Origin of the sequence: Micromonospora sp. DSM 45708 (genome assembly GCF_039566955.1) — a bacterium.
Classification (GTDB): domain Bacteria; phylum Actinomycetota; class Actinomycetes; order Mycobacteriales; family Micromonosporaceae; genus Micromonospora.
In genome coordinates this window covers 6,835,632-6,853,635 of the sequence record NZ_CP154796.1, presented here as the reverse complement: position 1 = coordinate 6,853,635, position 18,004 = coordinate 6,835,632, and the positions used below count along the sequence as shown (strand labels likewise).

At 71.9% G+C, this 18,004-nt stretch carries 16 protein-coding genes; 6 read left to right on the top strand and 10 right to left on the bottom strand.

The annotated features are described in order from the left end of the window. Positions 1-49 precede the first annotated feature (49 nt). Positions 50-1,108, bottom strand: a complete 1,059-nt coding sequence (locus VKK44_RS30145; protein WP_343444564.1) for an aspartate-semialdehyde dehydrogenase — start codon at positions 1,106-1,108, stop codon at positions 50-52. A gap of 5 nt (positions 1,109-1,113) precedes the next feature. Beyond that, positions 1,114-2,379 (bottom strand): aspartate kinase, encoded by a 1,266-nt coding sequence (locus VKK44_RS30140; RefSeq protein WP_343444563.1) that lies wholly within the window; start codon positions 2,377-2,379, stop codon positions 1,114-1,116. A gap of 240 nt (positions 2,380-2,619) precedes the next feature. Here VKK44_RS30140 and VKK44_RS30135 point away from each other — a divergent pair, with 240 nt between their 5' ends. Together VKK44_RS30135 and VKK44_RS30130 are read left to right on the top strand one after the other, a co-directional pair. Beyond that, a complete protein-coding gene (locus VKK44_RS30135; protein WP_343444561.1) occupies positions 2,620-3,384 on the top strand; it encodes a hypothetical protein in 765 nt (254 codons plus the stop codon). 84 nt (positions 3,385-3,468) lie between these two features. Then, complete coding sequence (locus VKK44_RS30130; protein ID WP_343444560.1) at positions 3,469-3,999, top strand: nitroreductase family protein; 531 nt, start codon at positions 3,469-3,471, stop codon at positions 3,997-3,999. A 117-nt stretch (positions 4,000-4,116) separates the two neighbouring features. Here the strand turns inward: VKK44_RS30130 and VKK44_RS30125 are convergent, their stop codons facing one another. Further along, the gene (locus VKK44_RS30125; protein ID WP_343444558.1) at positions 4,117-5,028 is read right to left on the bottom strand and encodes an ArsR/SmtB family transcription factor; all 912 of its coding nucleotides are present in this window, start codon (positions 5,026-5,028) and stop codon (positions 4,117-4,119) included. A 153-nt stretch (positions 5,029-5,181) separates the two neighbouring features. Here VKK44_RS30125 and VKK44_RS30120 point away from each other — a divergent pair, with 153 nt between their 5' ends. Next, positions 5,182-6,456 carry an MFS transporter gene (locus VKK44_RS30120; protein ID WP_343444557.1) on the top strand — a complete coding sequence of 425 codons (1,275 nt, stop codon included), beginning with the start codon at positions 5,182-5,184 and terminating at the stop codon, positions 6,454-6,456. 238 nt (positions 6,457-6,694) lie between these two features. Next, a complete protein-coding gene (gene leuA, locus VKK44_RS30115) occupies positions 6,695-8,446 on the top strand; it encodes a 2-isopropylmalate synthase (protein ID WP_343444555.1) in 1,752 nt (583 codons plus the stop codon). A 111-nt stretch (positions 8,447-8,557) separates the two neighbouring features. Here the strand turns inward: leuA and VKK44_RS30110 are convergent, their stop codons facing one another. After that, a complete protein-coding gene (locus tag VKK44_RS30110; RefSeq protein ID WP_343444554.1) occupies positions 8,558-10,000 on the bottom strand; it encodes an MFS transporter in 1,443 nt (480 codons plus the stop codon). Between the two features lie 102 nt (positions 10,001-10,102). Here VKK44_RS30110 and VKK44_RS30105 point away from each other — a divergent pair, with 102 nt between their 5' ends. Continuing rightward, positions 10,103-10,762 carry an HNH endonuclease family protein gene (locus VKK44_RS30105; protein ID WP_343444553.1) on the top strand — a complete coding sequence of 220 codons (660 nt, stop codon included), beginning with the start codon at positions 10,103-10,105 and terminating at the stop codon, positions 10,760-10,762. After that, positions 10,744-11,208, top strand: a complete 465-nt coding sequence (locus VKK44_RS30100; RefSeq protein ID WP_343444552.1) for a hypothetical protein — start codon at positions 10,744-10,746, stop codon at positions 11,206-11,208. The genes VKK44_RS30105 and VKK44_RS30100 overlap by 19 nt, the downstream gene beginning before the upstream one ends. 54 nt (positions 11,209-11,262) lie before the next feature. On the opposite strand, the gene VKK44_RS30095 is transcribed toward VKK44_RS30100, so the two are convergent. The 6 genes from VKK44_RS30095 to recR form a co-directional block, all read right to left on the bottom strand. Further along, entirely contained in the window at positions 11,263-12,372 is a 1,110-nt protein-coding gene (locus VKK44_RS30095; protein WP_458351583.1) for an ABC transporter ATP-binding protein, read from the bottom strand. Continuing rightward, the gene (locus VKK44_RS30090) at positions 12,369-13,355 is read right to left on the bottom strand and encodes an ABC transporter ATP-binding protein (protein ID WP_343444551.1); all 987 of its coding nucleotides are present in this window, start codon (positions 13,353-13,355) and stop codon (positions 12,369-12,371) included. Before VKK44_RS30090 ends, VKK44_RS30095 begins: the two co-directional genes overlap by 4 nt. A 43-nt stretch (positions 13,356-13,398) precedes the next feature. Next, entirely contained in the window at positions 13,399-14,439 is a 1,041-nt protein-coding gene (locus VKK44_RS30085) for an ABC transporter permease (protein WP_458351582.1), read from the bottom strand. Then, on the bottom strand, positions 14,436-15,443 hold the full coding sequence (locus VKK44_RS30080) for an ABC transporter permease (protein WP_343444549.1): 1,008 nt from the start codon (positions 15,441-15,443) through the stop codon (positions 14,436-14,438). Before VKK44_RS30080 ends, VKK44_RS30085 begins: the two co-directional genes overlap by 4 nt. A gap of 104 nt (positions 15,444-15,547) precedes the next feature. Next, a complete protein-coding gene (locus VKK44_RS30075) occupies positions 15,548-17,221 on the bottom strand; it encodes an ABC transporter substrate-binding protein (protein WP_343444548.1) in 1,674 nt (557 codons plus the stop codon). 184 nt (positions 17,222-17,405) lie between these two features. Next, a complete protein-coding gene (gene recR, locus VKK44_RS30070; RefSeq protein WP_343444547.1) occupies positions 17,406-17,999 on the bottom strand; it encodes a recombination mediator RecR in 594 nt (197 codons plus the stop codon). Positions 18,000-18,004: the final 5 nt, after the last annotated feature.

Below are 18,004 nucleotides of genomic sequence, written 5' to 3'. Positions count from 1 at the left end.
TTTCCGTGAAAAGAGGGCTCGGGGCGCGGGTGAGGGCGCACGCGGGTGGTCAGTGGGTCAGTTCCTTGGCGAGGAGTTCGGCGATCTGGGCGGTGTTGAGGGCGGCGCCCTTGCGGAGGTTGTCGCCGGTCACGAACAGGTCCAGCGCACGTGGGTCGTCGACGGCGCGGCGGATGCGGCCCACCCAGGACGGGTCGGTGCCGACCGCGTCGATCGGCATCGGGAACTCCCCGGCGGCCGGGTCGTCGACCAGGATCACGCCCGGCGCGTTGCGCAGCGCCTCGCGGGCGCCCTCGGCGTCCACCTCGGTGGCGAAGACCGCGTGCACGGCGACCGAGTGACCGGTCACCACCGGCACCCGCACGCAGGTCGCGGAGACCTTCAGGTCGGGCAGCCCGAGGATCTTGCGCGACTCGTTGCGGAGTTTCAGCTCCTCGGAGGACCAGCCGCCGTCATCCAGCGCGCCGGCCCAGGGCACCACGTTGAGCGCCAGCGGGGCCGGGAACGGGCCCAGCTCCTCGCCGACCGCCTGCCGCACGTCGCCGGCACGGGAGCCGAGCGCCCGGTCACCGGCGATCTTGGCGAGTTGGAGGTGCAGCGTGTCCACCCCGGTCTGCCCCGCCCCGGAGGCCGACTGGTAGGAGGCGAGGACCAGTTCGCGCAGGCCGTACTCGCGGTGCAGCGGGGCGATCGCCACGATCATCGCCAGCGTGGTGCAGTTGGCGTTGGCGATGATCCCCTTGGCCCGGTTGCGAACCTGCTCGGGGTTGATCTCGGGGACCACCAGCGGCACGTCCCGGTCCATCCGGAACGCGCCGGAGTTGTCCACCACCACCGCGCCACGGGACACCGCGATCGGCGCCCACTCGGCCGAGACGTCGTCGGGCAGGTCGAACATCGCCACGTCGACGCCGTCGAACGCGTCGGCGGTGAGGGCCCGGACGGTCAACTCCTCGCCCCGGCACGGCACCCGGCGGCCGACCGAGCGCGCGGAGGCGAGCAGCCGGATCTCGCCCCACACGTTGCGGCGGGAGGAAAGGATCTGGCACATCACCGTACCGACGGCACCGGTCGCCCCGACCACGGCGAGGGTGGGTAGCGACGGCATCCGCGCTACCGCCCGGTGCCGGCGTAGACGACGGCTTCGGTGTCACCACCCAGCTCGAAGGCGTCGTGGATGGCCTTGACCGCCTTGTCGAGGTCGGTGTCCCGGCAGACCACGGAGACCCGGATCTCGGACGTGGAGATCATCTCGATGTTCACGCCGGCGGTGCCGAGCGCGGCGAAGAAGCCGGCGGCGACGCCCGGGTGGGAACGCATGCCGGCGCCGATCAGGGAAACCTTGCCGACGTGGTCGTCGTAGAGCAGGCCCTTGAACTTGACCGGCTCCTGGATCTTGCTGAGCGCGGCCATCGCGGTCGGACCGTCGGCCTTGGGCAGCGTGAACGAGATGTCGGTGCGGCCGGTGCCCTCGGTGGACACGTTCTGCACGATCATGTCGATGTTGATCTCGGCACCGGCCACGGTGTCGAAGATCCGCGCGGCGGCGCCCGGCTCGTCGGGCACCCCGACGATGGTGATCTTCGCCTCGCTGCGGTCGTGGGCGACCCCGGTGATCAGCGCCTGTTCCACGGAAAGGTCCTCCATCGATCCGGTGACCATGGTGCCGGTGTTGGTCGAGTATGACGAACGGACGTGGATCGGCAACCCCGCGCGCCGGGCGTACTCGACGCTGCGCAGGTGCAGCACCTTCGCGCCGCAGGCGGCCAGCTCGAGCATCTCCTCGTAGGTGATGTGCTTGATGTGCCGGGCGTTCGGCACGATCCGCGGGTCGGCGGAGAAGATGCCGTCCACGTCGGTGTAGATCTCGCAGACGTCCGCGTGGAGCGCGGCGGCGAGCGCCACCGCGGTGGTGTCCGAGCCGCCCCGGCCGAGCGTGGTGACGTCCTTGGTGTCCTGCGAGACGCCCTGGAAGCCGGCGACGATCACCACCGCGCCCTCGTCCAGCGCGCCCTTGAGCCGCCCCGGGGTCACGTCGATGATCCGGGCCCGGCCGTGCACCGAGGTGGTGATCACGCCGGCCTGGGAGCCGGTGAACGAGCGGGCTTCGTACCCCAGGTTGTGGATGGCCATGGCGAGCAGCGCCATGGAGATCCGCTCCCCGGCGGTGAGCAGCATGTCCAGTTCGCGGCCGGGCGGCAGCGGGCTGACCTGGTTGGCCAGGTCGAGCAGCTCGTCGGTGGTGTCACCCATGGCGGAGACCACCACGACCACGTCGTCGCCCGCCTTGCGGGCCGCCACGATGCGCTCGGCCACCCGCTTGATCCGCTCGGCGTTGGCGACGGAGGACCCGCCGTACTTCTGCACCACGAGTGCCACGACGGTGCACTCCCTCCCGGTGACGACCCTGAGCGTGCCGACGCCGCCGGGTCTGAAAGTCCGGCGGCGCGTGTCAGACGCCCTCAGGGTATCGGGCGGGCCGCGACGCCGGGTCGGGTGATCCCACCATCCGGCCCCGGCGTGGGGCGGCTCACCAGCCCCGGGCGGCACACGACACGCCAAGCGGTACAGCCGTACGGTGGGCTGACCGGAGCCGTGGTCGCACCGCAGAATGACCTGGTGCACGCTCATCGACGCGCGGGTCGCCGGCTGTCCGGCGTACTCGCGCTCACCCTGCCGACGCTGCTGACCGCCTGCGTCGCCGACCCACCGGGTTCGGCGCCGGCCGGCACCGCCGATCCGGTGCCGGTGCAGGTCGACGCCGCCCGCGACGAACTGGCCGGGTTGGCCGCCGCCGCGCAGGACCGGCACCTCACCGCCACGTACGCGTTCGCACCTCCCGGCGGCCCCTCCCGCACCGTTGCGGTGACCAGCGGGAACGACGGGAGCTGGCGGGTCGACGTACCCGGCTGGGGGCGGGACGGCACGGTGGACGTCTCGCTCGCCGCCACCTCGGACGGGCTCTTCCAGTGCGCCCTGCCCTCGGCCGGCTGGACGCGGCCCGCCGGCTGCGTACGCCTCGGCGACGCCGACGACGCGGTGCCCCGCCGGCTGGACCCGCGCGTGCAGCACCCGTTCACCGACTGGTTGGAGGTGCTCACCGACCGGCGGGCGCCGTTGGCGGTCTCCCCCGCCACGCCGCCGGCCGGCGTCACCGGCCGGTGCTACGCGGTCGACTCCACCTCGGCCTCGCTGAACGCACCGCTGGACGTGGGCGTCTACTGCTTCGGCGAGGACGGCACCCCGCTGGCGGTCCGTGCCACCCTCGGCAGCCTCACGCTGACCGGCTCGCCCGGCCCGGCGCCGGCGACCGTCGAGCTGGCCGGGGCGGTGACCGAGGGCGAGCCGGTCAGCCGGGACGCGCCGACGCCCGGAACGTCGTAGCACTTTGTCCGTTACGGGTGGCCTTGCCCACATCAGCTCATCCCGGTGCGGGTGACAAACCGGGCATCGGGGACGCTGTACCCCATGACCGACCTGACCCCGCTGCTCGCCTTCCGCTGGAGCCCTCGCGCGTTCGACCCCGACGCCGAGCTGACCGCCGACGAGGTGGCCGCGCTACTGGAGGCGGCCCGCTGGGCGCCCTCGGCCGGCAACGCCCAGCCGTGGCGGTTCGCGCTCGGGCACCGGCAGGACGAGACCTGGAAGCGGATCCTGGTCGGCCTGCCCGACGCCGACCAGGGCTGGGCCCGACACGCCGCCGCCCTGCTGCTCGCCGCGCACGCCGGCGGCGACCCGGAGCGCAACGCGTACGACCTGGGCCAGGCGGTCGCCCACCTCACCGTGCAGGCCACCGCGCTCGGCCTGCACGTCCGCCAGGTCACCCGCCTGGACCGCCGCCGCCTCGCCGCCGAGCTGGACCTGCCCGACGACATCCGGCCGCTGGTGGTGGCCGCGGTCGGCCGCCTCGGCGACCCCGCCACGCTCCCCGCGGACCTGTACGCCCGGGAGACCGCGCTCCGCCGCCGCCGACCCCTCCCCGCCCTGCTGCTCCGCTGAGCCGACCGACGCCGGACCCGACCCGGGTCGACGCCGGAGCCGGCGCGGGTCGACGCCGGAGCCGGCGCGGGTCGACGCCGGAGCCGGCGCGGCGGGCTCAGGGGCGGGCCGGCCGGCTCACGTGCCCCGGGCCGCGTGCAGCAGGGCGGCACCGACCTCGGTGTTGCGGTAGAGCACGTGCCGCCCGGCCCGGAACCGCGCCACCAGCCCGGCGGCGTGCAGCGCGGACAGGTGCTGGGAGACGTTCCCGGCCGACATCCCGGTGAGCCGGGCCAGGTCGGTCGTGGTCACCGCCGTGTCGAGCAGGTGCAGCAGCGCGGCCCGGCCGGAGCCGACCACCCGGGCCAGCGGGTCACCGGGTGGGGCCGGGGCGCGCGCCCAGAGCGTCCCGACCGCCCGGACCGGGTACGCCCCGGCGGGCAACGAATCCTCCAGCAGGTTCCACAGCACCCGCCGGTCGGTGAACACGCCCGGGTTCAACGCCAGCCCCCGACCCCGCAGGTCGAAGTCGCGCTCGAACGGGTCGTCGCTGACCACCCGGTCGTCGAGCCAGCGCAGGCTCGGGTGGAGCTGCTCGAACAACCGCCCCGCGCCGCCCTCGGCGAGTTGGCCGGCCCGGTACGCCACGTCGGCGTCGAGCAGCGCCCGCATGCGCGGCCAGTCCGGGGCGATCGCCTCGTCGTACCAGACCCGGACCGCGTCCACGAGCTGCGGCAGCAACCCGCGCGGGTCGGCGAGCAGGGCCTGCCCGAACGGGCTCAGCGGTCGACTCGGGACGGTCGCCAGCAGATCCTGGACCACCACGTCCGGCGGTGTCGCGGCGATCTGGTCGAGCTGCTCGGCCATCCCCGTGTCGGGCCGGGCCGCCGGGGTGACGAAGTCCGGCAACCAGCGGCGCGGCCGGGTCAGCTCCACCAGCGGACGGACCCGCGCCGCCACCTCCGGGCGGCGCAGGGCCACCCGGGCCCGGTCGATCCAGGGCAGGTGCACCGCGTAGCGGACCGGGTCGGACAGCGCCCACATGCTCATGACCGTCTCGTTGGCCGGCGACACGGCGAACCGCACACCCGCGACGTCGGCCAGAGTGAACCGCAACTCGGACACACGCACCCCCGGACGCACGATTCGGCCCAGACTAAATGGCTCGACCGGACCGTGGTGGCCCCGGTTTGCTCACCGGTCATGGGGGCCAGAGAGAGCATCCGCACCGCCGTCCGACACGTCGTACCGCCGGCCGGGCTGACCCGCGCCCTGGCCGTGCAGGCCATGGTGAACGCCGTCGGCAACGGCCTGTTCCAGGCCGGCAGCGCGGTGTTCTTCACCCGGGCGCTGGGGCTCAGCCCGGCCCAGGTGGGTCTCGGCCTGTCGCTGGCCGCCGGGGCGTCCCTGCTCGGCACCGTCCCGCTGGGCGCGCTCACCGACCGGTACGGCCCGCAGCGGGTCTGGATCGTCGGCCTGCTGCTCGACGCGGCACTGTTCGCCTCGTACCCGTTCGTCGGCGGCTTCGCCGGGTTCCTCGCCGTGGTGCTCGCGCTGGCCGTGGTGGGCGCCGCCGCCGGCACCGCCCGCCAGGTCTACTCGATCAACGTGCTGCGGCCGGAGGAACGGGTCACCGCGATGGCCTACCAGCGCTCCTCGCTGAACGTCGGCTTCGGGGTGGGCGCGCTGATCAGCGGCCTGGTCCTGGCCGTCGACACGATCTGGGCGTACCGGGGGATGGTCTGGTTCATCGCCACGGTCTTCCTGGTGACCGCCGGCTTCGTCCGCCGCCTGCCCCGGCTGCCGGAGGTGACCCGCCCGACCGAGCCGATGAGCCGGCTGGCGGTGCTGCGCGACCGCCCGTTCATGACGGTCGCGCTGCTCTCCGGGCTGCTCACCGCGCACCAGACGCTCTACCTGACCGTGCTGCCGCTGTGGATCCTCACCCGCACCGACGCGCCGAAGACGCTGATCGCCGCGCTCGTGCTGCTCAACACCGTGCTGATCGTGCTGCTCCAGGTGCGGGCCAGCCGGGGCGCGGACACCGCGCCGGGCGCGGCCCGGGCGTCCCGGCGGGGCGCGCTGCTGATCGCCCTGTTCTGCGTGGTCGTGCCGATCTCCGGGCAGACCCGGGGCGGGCTCACCGTGGCGGCGCTGGTGGCCGCCGCGACGTTGCTCATCGTGGCCGAGCTGATCGAGTCGGCGGGCACCTGGGGGCTCACCGCCACGCTGCCGCCCGCCGCCCAGCGCGGCGCGTACGTCGGCGCGTTCGGGCTCGGCTCCCAGGTGCAGTTCCTGGTCGCGCCGGCCGGGCTGACCGCGCTCGGCGTGAGCACCGGCGGCTGGGGCTGGTACCCGGCGGCGGCCGTCTTCGTGCTGGTCGGGCTCGTGATCGTGCCGGCGGTGACCCGGGCGGAGCGGACGCCCCGGTTGGGCGGGACGCCCGAGTCCACCGAAGCGGTGACAACGGTCCCATAGTCCGGACCGGCCTTCCCACCGCCCGTCCCACCACGTAGGGTGACCCTGACATGTGGCAGGCGTACCTTCTCCTTCGCTGCCGCGACGAGGCCTGACCGGCCGGCACCTCGTCGCGGAGTTGAACCGCGCCGTCCAGCACATCCGAACTCCCCCTCGGCACCGCCGCGCACCGTCGCCCGGCACCTCGCCGACACCTTCCGATCTGCTGACGCCACATGTTCCCAGGGAGCACTCCGAGATGGCTCAACCTGTCACCGACACCGAGACCGATCCGTTCGCGCGCCAGCGCCCCAGCCGGATGCCGGTCCACCGTTACCTCCCGTACGACAGGCAGTTCCGGGTCGAACTGCCCGACCGCACCTGGCCGACCCGCCGCGTCGAGGCCGCGCCCCGCTGGTGCGCCGTCGACCTCCGCGACGGCAACCAGGCGCTGATCGACCCGATGTCGCCCGAGCGCAAGCGCCGGATGTTCCAGCTCCTGGTGCAGATGGGCTACAAGGAGATCGAGGTCGGCTTCCCGTCGGCCAGCCAGACCGACTACGACTTCGTCCGGCAGCTCATCGAGCAGGACCTGATCCCGGAGGACGTCACCATCCAGGTGCTGACCCAGTGCCGGGAGCACCTGATCGAGCGCACCTTCGAGTCGCTGCGCGGCGCCCGCCGGGCCATCGTGCACTTCTACAACTCCACCTCGACGCTCCAGCGCCGGGTGGTCTTCGGCCTGGACCGGGACGGCATCACCGACATCGCCACCCAGGGCGCGCGGCTCTGCCAGAAGTACGCGGAGATCCACACCCCGGACACCGACATCCACTACGAGTACTCGCCGGAGTCCTACACCGGCACCGAGCTGGAGTACGCGCTGGAGGTCTGCGCGGCGGTGATCGAGGTGGTCGACCCGACCCCGGACCGGAAACTGATCGTCAACCTGCCGGCCACGGTCGAGATGGCGATGCCGAACGTCTACGCCGACTCGATCGAGTGGATGCACCGGCACCTGCCCCGGCGGGACAGCCTCTCGCTGAGCCTGCACCCGCACAACGACCGGGGCACCGGCGTGGCCGCCGCCGAGCTGGGCCTGCTGGCCGGCGCCGACCGGATCGAGGGCTGCCTGTTCGGCAACGGCGAGCGCACCGGCAACGTGGACCTGGTGACGCTGGGGCTGAACCTGTTCTCCCAGGGCATCGACCCGATGATCGACTTCTCCAACATCGACGAGATCCGGCGCGCCGTCGAGTACTGCAACCAGCTCCCGGTGCACGAGCGTCACCCGTACGCGGGCGACCTGGTCTACACCGCGTTCTCCGGCTCCCACCAGGACGCGATCAACAAGGGCTTCGCCGCGCTGCACGCCGACGCCGCGGCGGCCGGGGTGCCGGTCGACGAGTTCACCTGGGCGGTGCCCTACCTGCCGATCGACCCGAAGGACCTGGGCCGCACCTACGAGGCGGTCATCCGGGTCAACTCGCAGTCCGGCAAGGGCGGCGTCGCGTACATCATGAAGTCCGAGCACCAGCTCGACCTGCCGCGCCGCCTCCAGATCGAGTTCTCCGGCGTCGTGCAGGCCGTCACCGACCACGACGGCGGCGAGGTCGAGCCGGGCACCATGTGGGAGATCTTCGCCCGCAACTACCTGGTCGACCACCAGGTCGACCCGGCGGTCACGCTGGCCGGCTACACCATCGGCACCGTCGACGGCAAGGTCGAGATCGACGCCCGGGTCGCCTTCGGCGGCGCGAGCCGCGCGCTCACCGCGGTCGGCAACGGCCCGATCGACGCGTACGTCAACGCGTTGCAGTCGCTGGGCGTGGCGGTACGGGTGCTCGACTACCACGAGCACGCGCTCGCCTCCGGCGGTGACGCGCAGGCCGCCGCGTACGTGGAGTGCGAGGTGGACGGCCGCACGGTGTGGGGCGTCGGGGTGGACGCCAACATCGTCACCGCCTCGATCAAGGCGGTCACCAGCGCCGTCAACCGCACCCGCGCCTGAGGTGCAAGGAAGGGCCCCCTCCTGACGCATTCCGCACAGGAGGGGGCCCTTCTTAACGTCCGCGCCCGAACGGCCCGAGTGTCAACAGGGGCCCCTCCTCTTTTGGAGGCGTCAAGAAGGGGCCCCTCCTTCCGCCCTCGGGCGGTGGATGAGGACGGCGGCGAGCAGCGCGCCGGCCAGCAGCAGGCACGCGCACCACAGCAGCGCCCCCCGGTACGCGTCGGCCAGCGCGCCCTTCTGCTCGTACCCGGTGCCGGAGAGGCCGACCAGCAACGGCAGCGCGGCCACCGCGAGCAGGCCGCCGGCCCGGGAGGCGGCGTTGTTGAAGCCGCTCGCCACCCCGGCGAACCGGTCCGCCACGGCACCGAGCACGCTCGTCGTCAGCGGCGCGACCACCAGCGTGAGCCCGGCGCCGAACAGCGCCACGCCGGGCAGCACGTCCACCCAGTACGACGCGCCCGGACCGACGCGGCGCAGCAGCAGCAGGCCGACCGCGGCGACCACCGGGCCGACGGTGAGCGGCAGCCTTGGGCCGATCCGGGCGGAGAGCGCGCCGGCGCGCGGCGAGCCGACCAGCAGCAGCAGCGTCATCGGCACCGTGGCCAGGCCGGTGAGCAGCGCCGACCAGCCGACCACGTTCTGGAGGTAGACGGCGAGGAAGAAGGTGAACCCGCCGAGCGCCGCGTACACCACGACGGTGAACACGTTGAGCACCGAGAAGAGGCGGCTGGAGAACAGCCCGGTGGGCAGCATCGCGGTGTCCCCGCGCCGCCGCTCGACCAGCACGAAGACCACCACCGCGGCCAGCCCGACCAGCGCCGCGGCCAGCACCGCCGGGGAGGCCCCGCGCGCCGGCGCGTCGATCAACGCGTACGTGACGCCGCCGAGCGCCAGTGCGCCGAGCAACGCGCCGGCCACGTCGAACCCGCCGTGCCCGCCGGTACGCGAGACCGCCTCGTCCCGGCTCTCCGGCACCCAGCGCATCGCGGCGAGCACCACGCCCACGGCCAGCGGCAGGTTCACGAAGAAGATCCACCGCCAGGAGAGCGTGTCGATCAGCCAGCCGCCGACCAGCGGCCCGAGTGCGGTGGACACCCCGGAGAGGCCGGACCAGGTGCCGATCGCCCGACCCCGGTCGTCGGGGTGGAAGCTGGCCTGGAGCACGGAGAGCGAGCCGGGGGTGAGCAGCGCGCCGCCGGCGCCCTGGAGGAAACGGGCGGCGATGAGCCAGCCGGTGCCCTGGGCCAGCCCGCAGAGCACCGACGCCACCGCGAACCAGACCACCCCGAGCAGGAAGATCCGCCGCCGGCCGAACCGGTCGCCGAGCGCGCCGCCGAGCAGAACGAACGCGGCGAGCATCAGCAGGTAGCCGTTCACGGTCCATTGCAGACCGGCCACGGTGGCCTTCAGTTCGGCGCCGAGGCGCGGCAGCGCCACGTTGACCACGGTGCTGTCCAGGAACACCATGCCGGAGGCGAGGATCGCGGCGAGCAGCGTGCCGCGTCCGGCGGCGGAACCGGTACGCAACGCGGGAGCGGGAGTGGTCACGTCCATCAACTCTGCCCGTGATCTCCCGCCGACGCCACGAATCACGGAAACCGCCGCCGGGTACTGTGCGGACTCGCCCGGAGCCCGCAAGCTGGAGAGGTGTCGTCTGTGCGTACGAGATCAGGAGTCCGAGCCGGGCTGTCCGCCGCGCTCACCGCGGTGCTCGCCCTAGGCGTGGTCGGTTGCGACGGCCCGGTCACCGAGCCGGACGCGCCGCCGAGCGCCTCCGGGAACGTGGATCAGCAGCTCGGTGAGCTGACCGTGGCCACCGCCGGGTCGATGAAGGGCTACAGCCGTTCCCGGTTCCCGCACTGGCGGGACACCGGAAAGAACTGCGACGTCCGGGACACCGTGCTGCAACGCGACGGGGAGGACATCAAGCTCTCCGGCTGCAACGTGGTGGGCGGGCGGTGGGAGAGCGCCTACGACGGGGTGGTGCTGACCGACCCGTCGGACGTGGACATCGACCACATCGTCCCGCTGGCCAACGCGTGGCGGTCCGGCGCGGACGAGTGGGACGACTCGAAACGCGGCGACTTCGCCAACGACCAGACCCGGCCGCAGCTCATCGCGGTTTCCCTCCGCTCCAACCGGGCAAAGGGTGACCAGGATCCGTCCCAGTGGAAGCCGGCGAACCGGTCGTACTGGTGCCAGTACGCGGCGGACTGGGTGACGGTCAAGCACTACTGGCGGCTGACGGTGACAAGTGCCGAGAAGGCCGCCCTCACCGACATGCTGGAGGGCTGCACATGGGCGAGCAAGCCGTGACCGGGGCGGACGGCACACCGGCTGAGGAGAAGACGCCGGACGCCACCGGCGACGACGCCGCGGCGGCCAGCGGCGGCGACCCGACCCCGACCGGTCCGGCCTCGGCCGGGATGACCGCGGACGGCCAGCAGGCCGTGCCCGCCGACGTCTCCGGTGCGGGCATGTCCGCCGACGCCACGCCGGGTGCGCCGGCCGGCCCGGCGAGCCGCACCGCCGACATCACCGCCGGCCCGGGTGGGGTGATGACCGACGAGGTGGGCGTGGTGACCGGGGAGCTGACGTTGCGTACCGAGCACGCCGACGGCCGGGTGGCGCTGCGGGTGCAGTACAAGGACGCCGACGAGTGGTACGCGGTCACCGGCGGCTCGGCGCCGCTGGCCGACCCGGCCGGGCTGGACGCGGTGCACACGGTCGCGGTGGGCCTGCTGAACCGCCCCGAGGGCTGAGCCGGACGGACGCGTCGGCCCTCCCCTGCGGGAAGGTCCGACGCGTCCGGCGTGTCACGGGGTCGGGATGAGTTCACCGGTCTCGCCGGGTGCCGCCCCGTCGTCCGGTCGGACCAGCTCCGGCTCCACCTCGTGCGGCCGGATCCGGCCGGCCGCGATGTCCTCGGCGTAGTGGCAGGCGACCCGGTGCCCGTCGAGCACCTCGCGCAGCGCGGGCCGCTCGTCGGCGCAGCGGGTGGGCTGGGCCCACGGGCAGCGGGTGTGGAACCGGCAGCCGGCGGGCGGGTTCGCCGGCGACGGCAGGTCGCCGGCGAGCAGGATCCGCTCCCGGCGGTCCTCCACCTGCGGGTCCGGCACCGGCACCGCCGACATGAGCGCCCGGGTGTACGGGTGCATCGGCTCCCGGTAGAGGTCGTCGCTGGACGCCTCCTCCACCAGGCCACCGAGGTACATCACCCCGACCGTGTCGGCGATGTGCCGGACCACCGCCAGGTCGTGCGCGATGATCAGGTACGTGAGGCCGCGTTCCTCCTGCAACTCGTCGAGCAGGTTGAGCACCTGGGCCTGGATCGACACGTCCAGCGCGGACACCGGCTCGTCGGCGACGATCAGGTCCGGTTCGAGCACCAGCGCGCGGGCGATGCCGATGCGCTGGCGCTGGCCGCCGGAGAACTCGTGCGGGTACTTGCTGAGCGCGGACGCGGGCAGGCCGACCGCGGCGAGCGCCTCCCGGAGCCGCTTGTCGACGGCCGCCTTGTCCTTCGCCAGGCCGTGCGCCTTGAGCCCTTCGACCAGCAGCGATTCCACCGACTGCCGGGGGTCGAGGCTGGACAGCGGGTCCTGGAAGATCATCTGGATGCGGCGGCGGATCCGGCGCATCGGCTCGGCCTTGAGCGAGCGCAGGTCGGTGCCGTCGAAGACGATCTCCCCGGCGGTCGGCTCGACCAGCCGCAGCAGGCCCCGGCCCAGCGTGGACTTGCCGCAGCCCGACTCGCCCACCAGCCCGTACGTCTCGCCCCTGTTGATGGAGAGCGAGACACCGTCGACGGCGTAGACGTGCCCGATCGTCCGGTCGACGAGCACGCCGCTCTTGATCGGGAAGTGGACCTTGACGTCGCGCAGTTCGATAAGCGGTCCGGTCGTCCGCTCGGTCGACTCGGTCACGGGACCGCCACCTCCTCGGAAACGGGGTTGTTGCAGCGCAGGTCGCCGCCGTTGGCGGTGGGCTCCAGCGGGGGCGGCCCGTCCAGGCAGGCGTCCACCACGTTGTCGCACCGGGGGGCGAACGCACAGCCCTCCGCCCACGGGATGTTGTCGGCCACCGAGCCGCGGATGGCGTGCAGCCGCTCGCCCCGGGGCGAGTCGAGCCTCGGCACGGAGTTGAGCAGCCCGTGCGTGTACGGGTGCCGGGGCCGGGCGAACAGTTCGTGCCGGGCCGCCCGCTCCACGATCTTGCCGCCGTAGAGCACGTTGACCGTGTCGCAGAGGCCGGCCACCACGCCCAGGTCGTGCGTGATCATGATCAGGGCGGTGCCGGTCTCGTCGACGAGCTGCTTGAGCAGCGTGAGGATCTGCGCCTGGATCGTCACGTCCAGCGCGGTGGTCGGCTCGTCGGCGATCAGCAGCCGGGGCTTGCAGGCCAGCGCGATGGCGATCAGCGCGCGCTGCCGCATGCCGCCGGAGATCTGGTGCGGGTACTCCTTGAGCCGCCGCGTCGGGTCCGGGATGCCGACCGCGTCGAGCAGTTCCCGGGCCTCCTTCAGCGCCACCTTGCGGTCCATGCCCCGGTGCCGTTCGAGCACCTCGGCCACCTGGGTGCCGATCGGGATGACCGGGTTCAGCGAGGAGAGCGGGTCCTGGAAGATCATGCCGATGTCCCGGCCGCGCCGGTCCCGCAGGTCCTCCGGACGCAGTTTCAGCAGGTCCGCGCCGTCGAAGTTCACCTCGCCGGTGACCCTGTTGCCGCGTTTCGGCAGCAGGCCCATGATCGCCAGACTGGTGACGCTCTTGCCGCAGCCGGACTCGCCGACCAGGCCGACCGTCTGCCCCGGCTCCACGCTGAAGCTGACCTCGTCGACCGCGGTGAACGGCCGCTCACCCTTGCGCTGGAACACGACGCTCAGGTCGCGTACGTCGAGCAGGCTCATCGGGTCACGTCCTCACCGTGCTGGTCGTTGGTCCACACCGCGCTCACCGCCGGCTCTTCGGGTCGATCGCCTCGCGCATGCCCTCGCCCAGCAGGGTGAAGCCGAGCGCGACCACGATGATCGCGGCGGCCGGGAAGTAGGCCAGCTCCGGCCGGACCTCGAAGTACCGCTGACCGTCCACACCGAGCATCAGGCCCCACTCGGCGCGGTTGATGTCGGGGTCACCGAGGCCGAGGAAGGAGAGCGACGCGGCTTCCAGGATCGCGGTGGAGAGCGTCAGCGTCGCCTGCACGATCACCGCGGTCATCGCGTTGGGCAGCATGTGCCGCAGCACGATCGCCCCACGCTTGACGCCGAGCGCCCGGGCGGCGAGCACGTGGTCGCTCTCCCGCTGGGCGAGCATCGAACCGCGCAGCAGCCGGGCGAAGATCGGCACGTTCACGATGGCCACCGCGAGGATGACCGTCCACTGGCTGGACCGGCTGGCCAGGGCCACCAGGCTGATCGCCAGCAGCAGCGCCGGCAGCGCCAGCATCACGTCGGTGAAGCGCATCAGGATGTTGTCGACCCAGCCGCCGAACGCGCCGGCGAGCGCGCCCACCAGCACGCCCAGGGCCAGCCCGATCAGCGTGGCGAGCACGCCGACGAACAGCGTCTGGCGGCTGCCGTGGATCATCCGGGACAGGAAGTCCCGGCCGAGCGGGTCGGAGCCGAGCGGGAACCCGCTGCTGGCGCCCGGGATGTTGTCGACGGTCAGGTTGCGGGTCAGCTCGTCGAAGCGCTGCGCCGGGTCGTGCGGCGCCAGCAGCGGGGCGAAGAGCGCGACCAGCACGAAGATCGCCACGATGGCCGCGCCGACCATCGCGGTCGGGTTGCGCCGCAACCGGCGGAACGCGTCCCGGACCAGGCTCACCCCGCCCTTGTCGGCGGTGGCCTGGGCCAACTGCTCCAGCCGGGCGCGCTTGCGCTCGCCGAGGCGGTCCAGGCCCCGGGGCAGGGTGCCCTCGGGCTTCTCGGTGACGGCCGACGGGTCCACGCTCTCACGCGGGGCGCCCACGGTGGGCCGGGTGATCGGATCGCTCATCGCACACGCACCCTGGGGTCGATGAAGGCGTAGGAGAGGTCGACCAGGAGGTTGACCAGCACGAAGACCAGCGCGGCCAGCAGGATCAGCGCCTGGAGCACCGGGTAGTCGCGACCACCGCTGATCGAGTCGTAGATCAGCGTCCCGAGACCGCCCCAGTTGTAGACCCGCTCGGTGAGCACGGCCCCGGAGAGCAACGCGCCGGTCTGGAGGCCGATGGTGGTGACCACCGGCAGCAGCGCGTTGCGCAGGATGTGCCGGCCCCGGATGGTCTTGTGCCGCAGCCCCTTCGCCTCGGCGGTACGGACGAAGTCCTCGTTGAGGACGTCGAGCACGCTGGCCCGGGTGATCCGGACGACGACCGCGAGCGGGATGGTGGCCAGCGTGATCGCCGGCAGGATCAGGTGCCACAACGCGTCACCGGTGGCGTCGAACTCCCGGGTGAGCAGCCCGTCGAGCACGAAGAAGCCGGTGATGTCGGTGTTGTCCATCCCGGTGCTGATCCGGCCGGACGGCGGGAACATGTGCATGTTCTGGGTGAACACGTCCTTGAGCAGGTAGCCCAGGAAGAAGATCGGGATCGAGATGCCGAGCAGGGTGCCGCCGATGCTCAGGTTGTCGAGCAGCCGGCCGCGGTGCCGGGCGGCCAGGTAGCCGAGCGGCACACCGAGCCCGATCGCGATGATCATGGCAGCGGCGGCCAGCTCGACGGTCGCCGGGAACGCGCGGCCGATCACCTCGGTGACCGGGTCGCCGCTCCGGATCGAGTTGCCGAAGTCGCCGGTCAGCAGCCGCTGCATGAACTTGGCGTACTGCACCAGGATCGGCTGGTCGTAGCCGAGCGCCTTGACCAGCAGCGCGCGCCGCTCCGGCGTGGCCCGCTCACCGAGCAGCGCCTCGATCGGGCCGCCGGGCAGGTTCCGCAGCCAGACGAAGACGAGCGCGGACAGCCCTATCAGGGTCACCACCAGTTGGAGCAGGCGGCGAACTATGACTCGCAACATCTCTCACACACCAGATTCTCGGTTGAACAGCGGGTCGGCCCGGGCCGGGAGCGAGAGCCCGGCCCGGGCCGATTCCGCGTGTGGCGTCAGCGGTGAAAGCCGCCTCAGCCGACGCTGACGGTGTTGAACCGCTCGTCGGTCAGCGGGCTGGCGACGAGACCCTTGACGTCCTTCGTGACCACGATGGCCGGCGGGGCGTGCCAGACCGGCACGGCCGGCAGCCACTTGGTGGCGATGTCGCGGTTGACCTGCTCCCAGGCGGCCTTCTTGCCGGCCTCGTCGACCGTGCCGTCGGCCTTGGCGATGGCCTCGAACATCTCGGTCATGCCCTGGTCGCCGAACTCGACCTTCTCGCGGCCGAAGAACGTGCCGACGAAGTTGCCCGGGTCGTTGTAGTCACCGGTCCAGCCGAGCAGGTGCAGGTCGTGCTTGCCGAACTGCTGCACGTCGTCCTTGTAGCCACCGTTCCACGGGCGGGCCACACCGTTGACCGTGATGCCCACGGCCTTCAGGTCGTTGGCCAGCACGGTGAAGATCTCCTGCGGGTTCGGCATGTACGGCCGGGACACGTCGGTGGGGTAGTAGAAGTTGAGCGTCAACTTCTCCGCGCCCGCCTCCTTGAGAAGCTGCTTGGCCTTCTCCGGGTTGTAGTCGTACTTCTGCACGTCCTGGGCGTAGCCGAGCACCGTGTCCGGCATGAACTCGTCGGCGACCTTGGTGCCACCCGGGCCCTTGGTCTGGACGAGCTGCTGGCGGTTGAGCGCGTACGCGATCGCCTGCCGGACCCGCAGGTCCTTCAGCTTCGGGTTCTTCTGGTTGATGCCGAGGTAGAGGATGTTGAACGCGGGGCGGTCGAGGACCTGGTAGCCCTCGCCGGCCAGCGCCTTCCGGTCGGCCGGGGCCGGGAAGTCGATGCCCTGGACGGTGCCGGCGCGCAGCTCCTGCTTCCGGGTGTTCTCGTCCTTGATGATCTTGAGAACGAGCTTGTCGACCTTGGCCTTCTCGCCCCAGTAGTCGGCGTTGCGCTCCAGGGTGATCTCACCCTTGGTCTTGTCCCAGCCCGCGAACTTGAACGGGCCGGTACCCACCGGGTGCTCGTTGGCGAACGCGCTGTACTCGAACGAGTCGCCGTTCTGCTTCACGGTGTCGGCGTCGTACTTCTTCAGCGCCTCGGGGCTGGCGATGGAGAGCGCGGTCAGCGCGAAGGCACCCGGGAAGGCGCCCTTGTACTGGTTCATCGTGACGACGGCCGTGCCGTCGTCCTTCGCCTCGCACTTGTTGTAGACCGGCTGGCCGACGCCCTCGGCCTCGTTCTTGGCGAAGCCGCCGAACGTGTCCGAGTAGTAGATCATCTGCGACTGGGCCGCGGCACCCTTCATGTTGAACCAGCGGTCGAAGTTGAAGCAGACCGCGGCGGCGTTGAAGTCGGTGCCGTCGTGGAACTTCACGCCCTTGCGGAGCTTGAAGGTCCACACCTTGCCGTCCGGGTCGTGCTCCCAGCTCTCCGCCAGGGCACCCTGAAGCTCGGCGGTGCCGGGCTTGTTCTGCACGAGGGTGTCGTACATCTGGCGGATCGGCCGGAACGACTCACCGTCGTCGTTGAAGATCGGGTCGAAGTTCTTCGGGTCCCCGGCACCGGCGAAGACGAAGGTGCCGCCGCTCTTGGCGCCGCTCCCACCCTCGTCGTCCCGGTCGCTCTTGGCGCACCCGGACGCACCGACCGCCAGGGCGGCCGCGGCCGCGAGGGCCACGGCCGTTTTCAGCCTGCTCGCCTGCATCTCTCACCTCTGTCATGCGCATGTATTCACGCCGAGCTGTGACTCAGTCCGTGAGCCGGAGGTTATGGCATGTCACACAGAAGAGGAACGGGCGAAGGGCAATCGCTATCAAGCCGACACCTTCCGAGGCCGCCTCACATCACGGCCCGGTGGCGGGCAGACCGCCCACCACCGGGCCGGCGACTCAGACCGCCCGGCGCCCCTCGAAGGCGCGGCCCAGCGTGATCTCGTCGGCGTACTCCAGGTCGCCGCCGACCGGGAGGCCGCTGGCCAGCCGGGTCACCGCGATTCCCATCGGCTTCACCATGAGCGCGAGATAGGTCGCCGTCGCTTCGCCCTCGGTGTTCGGGTCGGTGGCGAGGATCAGCTCGCGGACCTCGCCGCCGCTCAGCCGGGTCATCAACTCCCGGATCCGCAGGTTGTCCGGGCCGATGCCCTCCAGCGGGTTGATCGCGCCACCGAGCACGTGGTAGCGCCCGCGGAACTCGCCGGTCCGCTCGATCGCCACCACGTCCTTGGGCTCCTCGACCACGCAGAGCACCTCATCGGTACGCCGTGCATCGCGGCAGATCCGGCACTGTTCGGACTCGGCCACGTTGTAACAGGTCGTGCAGAACCGGACCAGATCCTTGACCTTGCGCAGCGCGCCGGCCAGCCGGTTGACGTCGGCCGGATCCGCCGACAGGACGTGGAACGCGATCCGCTGGGCGCTCTTCGGGCCCACGCCCGGCAGCCGGCCCAACTCGTCGATCAGATCCTGGATGGCGCCTTCATACATCTGTC

Coding starts and splice junctions, on each gene's coding strand:
- VKK44_RS30145 (WP_343444564.1), bottom strand. CDS start 1,108: ATGCCGTCGCTACCCACCCTCGCCGTGGTCGGGGCGACCGGTGCCGTC.
- VKK44_RS30130 (WP_343444560.1), top strand. CDS start 3,469: ATGACCGACCTGACCCCGCTGCTCGCCTTCCGCTGGAGCCCTCGCGCG.
- VKK44_RS30125 (WP_343444558.1), bottom strand. CDS start 5,028: ATGAGCATGTGGGCGCTGTCCGACCCGGTCCGCTACGCGGTGCACCTG.
- VKK44_RS30120 (WP_343444557.1), top strand. CDS start 5,182: ATGGGGGCCAGAGAGAGCATCCGCACCGCCGTCCGACACGTCGTACCG.
- leuA (WP_343444555.1), top strand. CDS start 6,695: ATGGCTCAACCTGTCACCGACACCGAGACCGATCCGTTCGCGCGCCAG.
- VKK44_RS30110 (WP_343444554.1), bottom strand. CDS start 10,000: ATGGACGTGACCACTCCCGCTCCCGCGTTGCGTACCGGTTCCGCCGCC.
- VKK44_RS30100 (WP_343444552.1), top strand. CDS start 10,744: ATGGGCGAGCAAGCCGTGACCGGGGCGGACGGCACACCGGCTGAGGAG.
- VKK44_RS30090 (WP_343444551.1), bottom strand. CDS start 13,355: ATGAGCCTGCTCGACGTACGCGACCTGAGCGTCGTGTTCCAGCGCAAG.
- VKK44_RS30085 (WP_458351582.1), bottom strand. CDS start 14,439: ATGAGCGATCCGATCACCCGGCCCACCGTGGGCGCCCCGCGTGAGAGC.
- VKK44_RS30080 (WP_343444549.1), bottom strand. CDS start 15,443: ATGTTGCGAGTCATAGTTCGCCGCCTGCTCCAACTGGTGGTGACCCTG.
- VKK44_RS30075 (WP_343444548.1), bottom strand. CDS start 17,221: ATGCAGGCGAGCAGGCTGAAAACGGCCGTGGCCCTCGCGGCCGCGGCC.
- recR (WP_343444547.1), bottom strand. CDS start 17,999: ATGTATGAAGGCGCCATCCAGGATCTGATCGACGAGTTGGGCCGGCTG.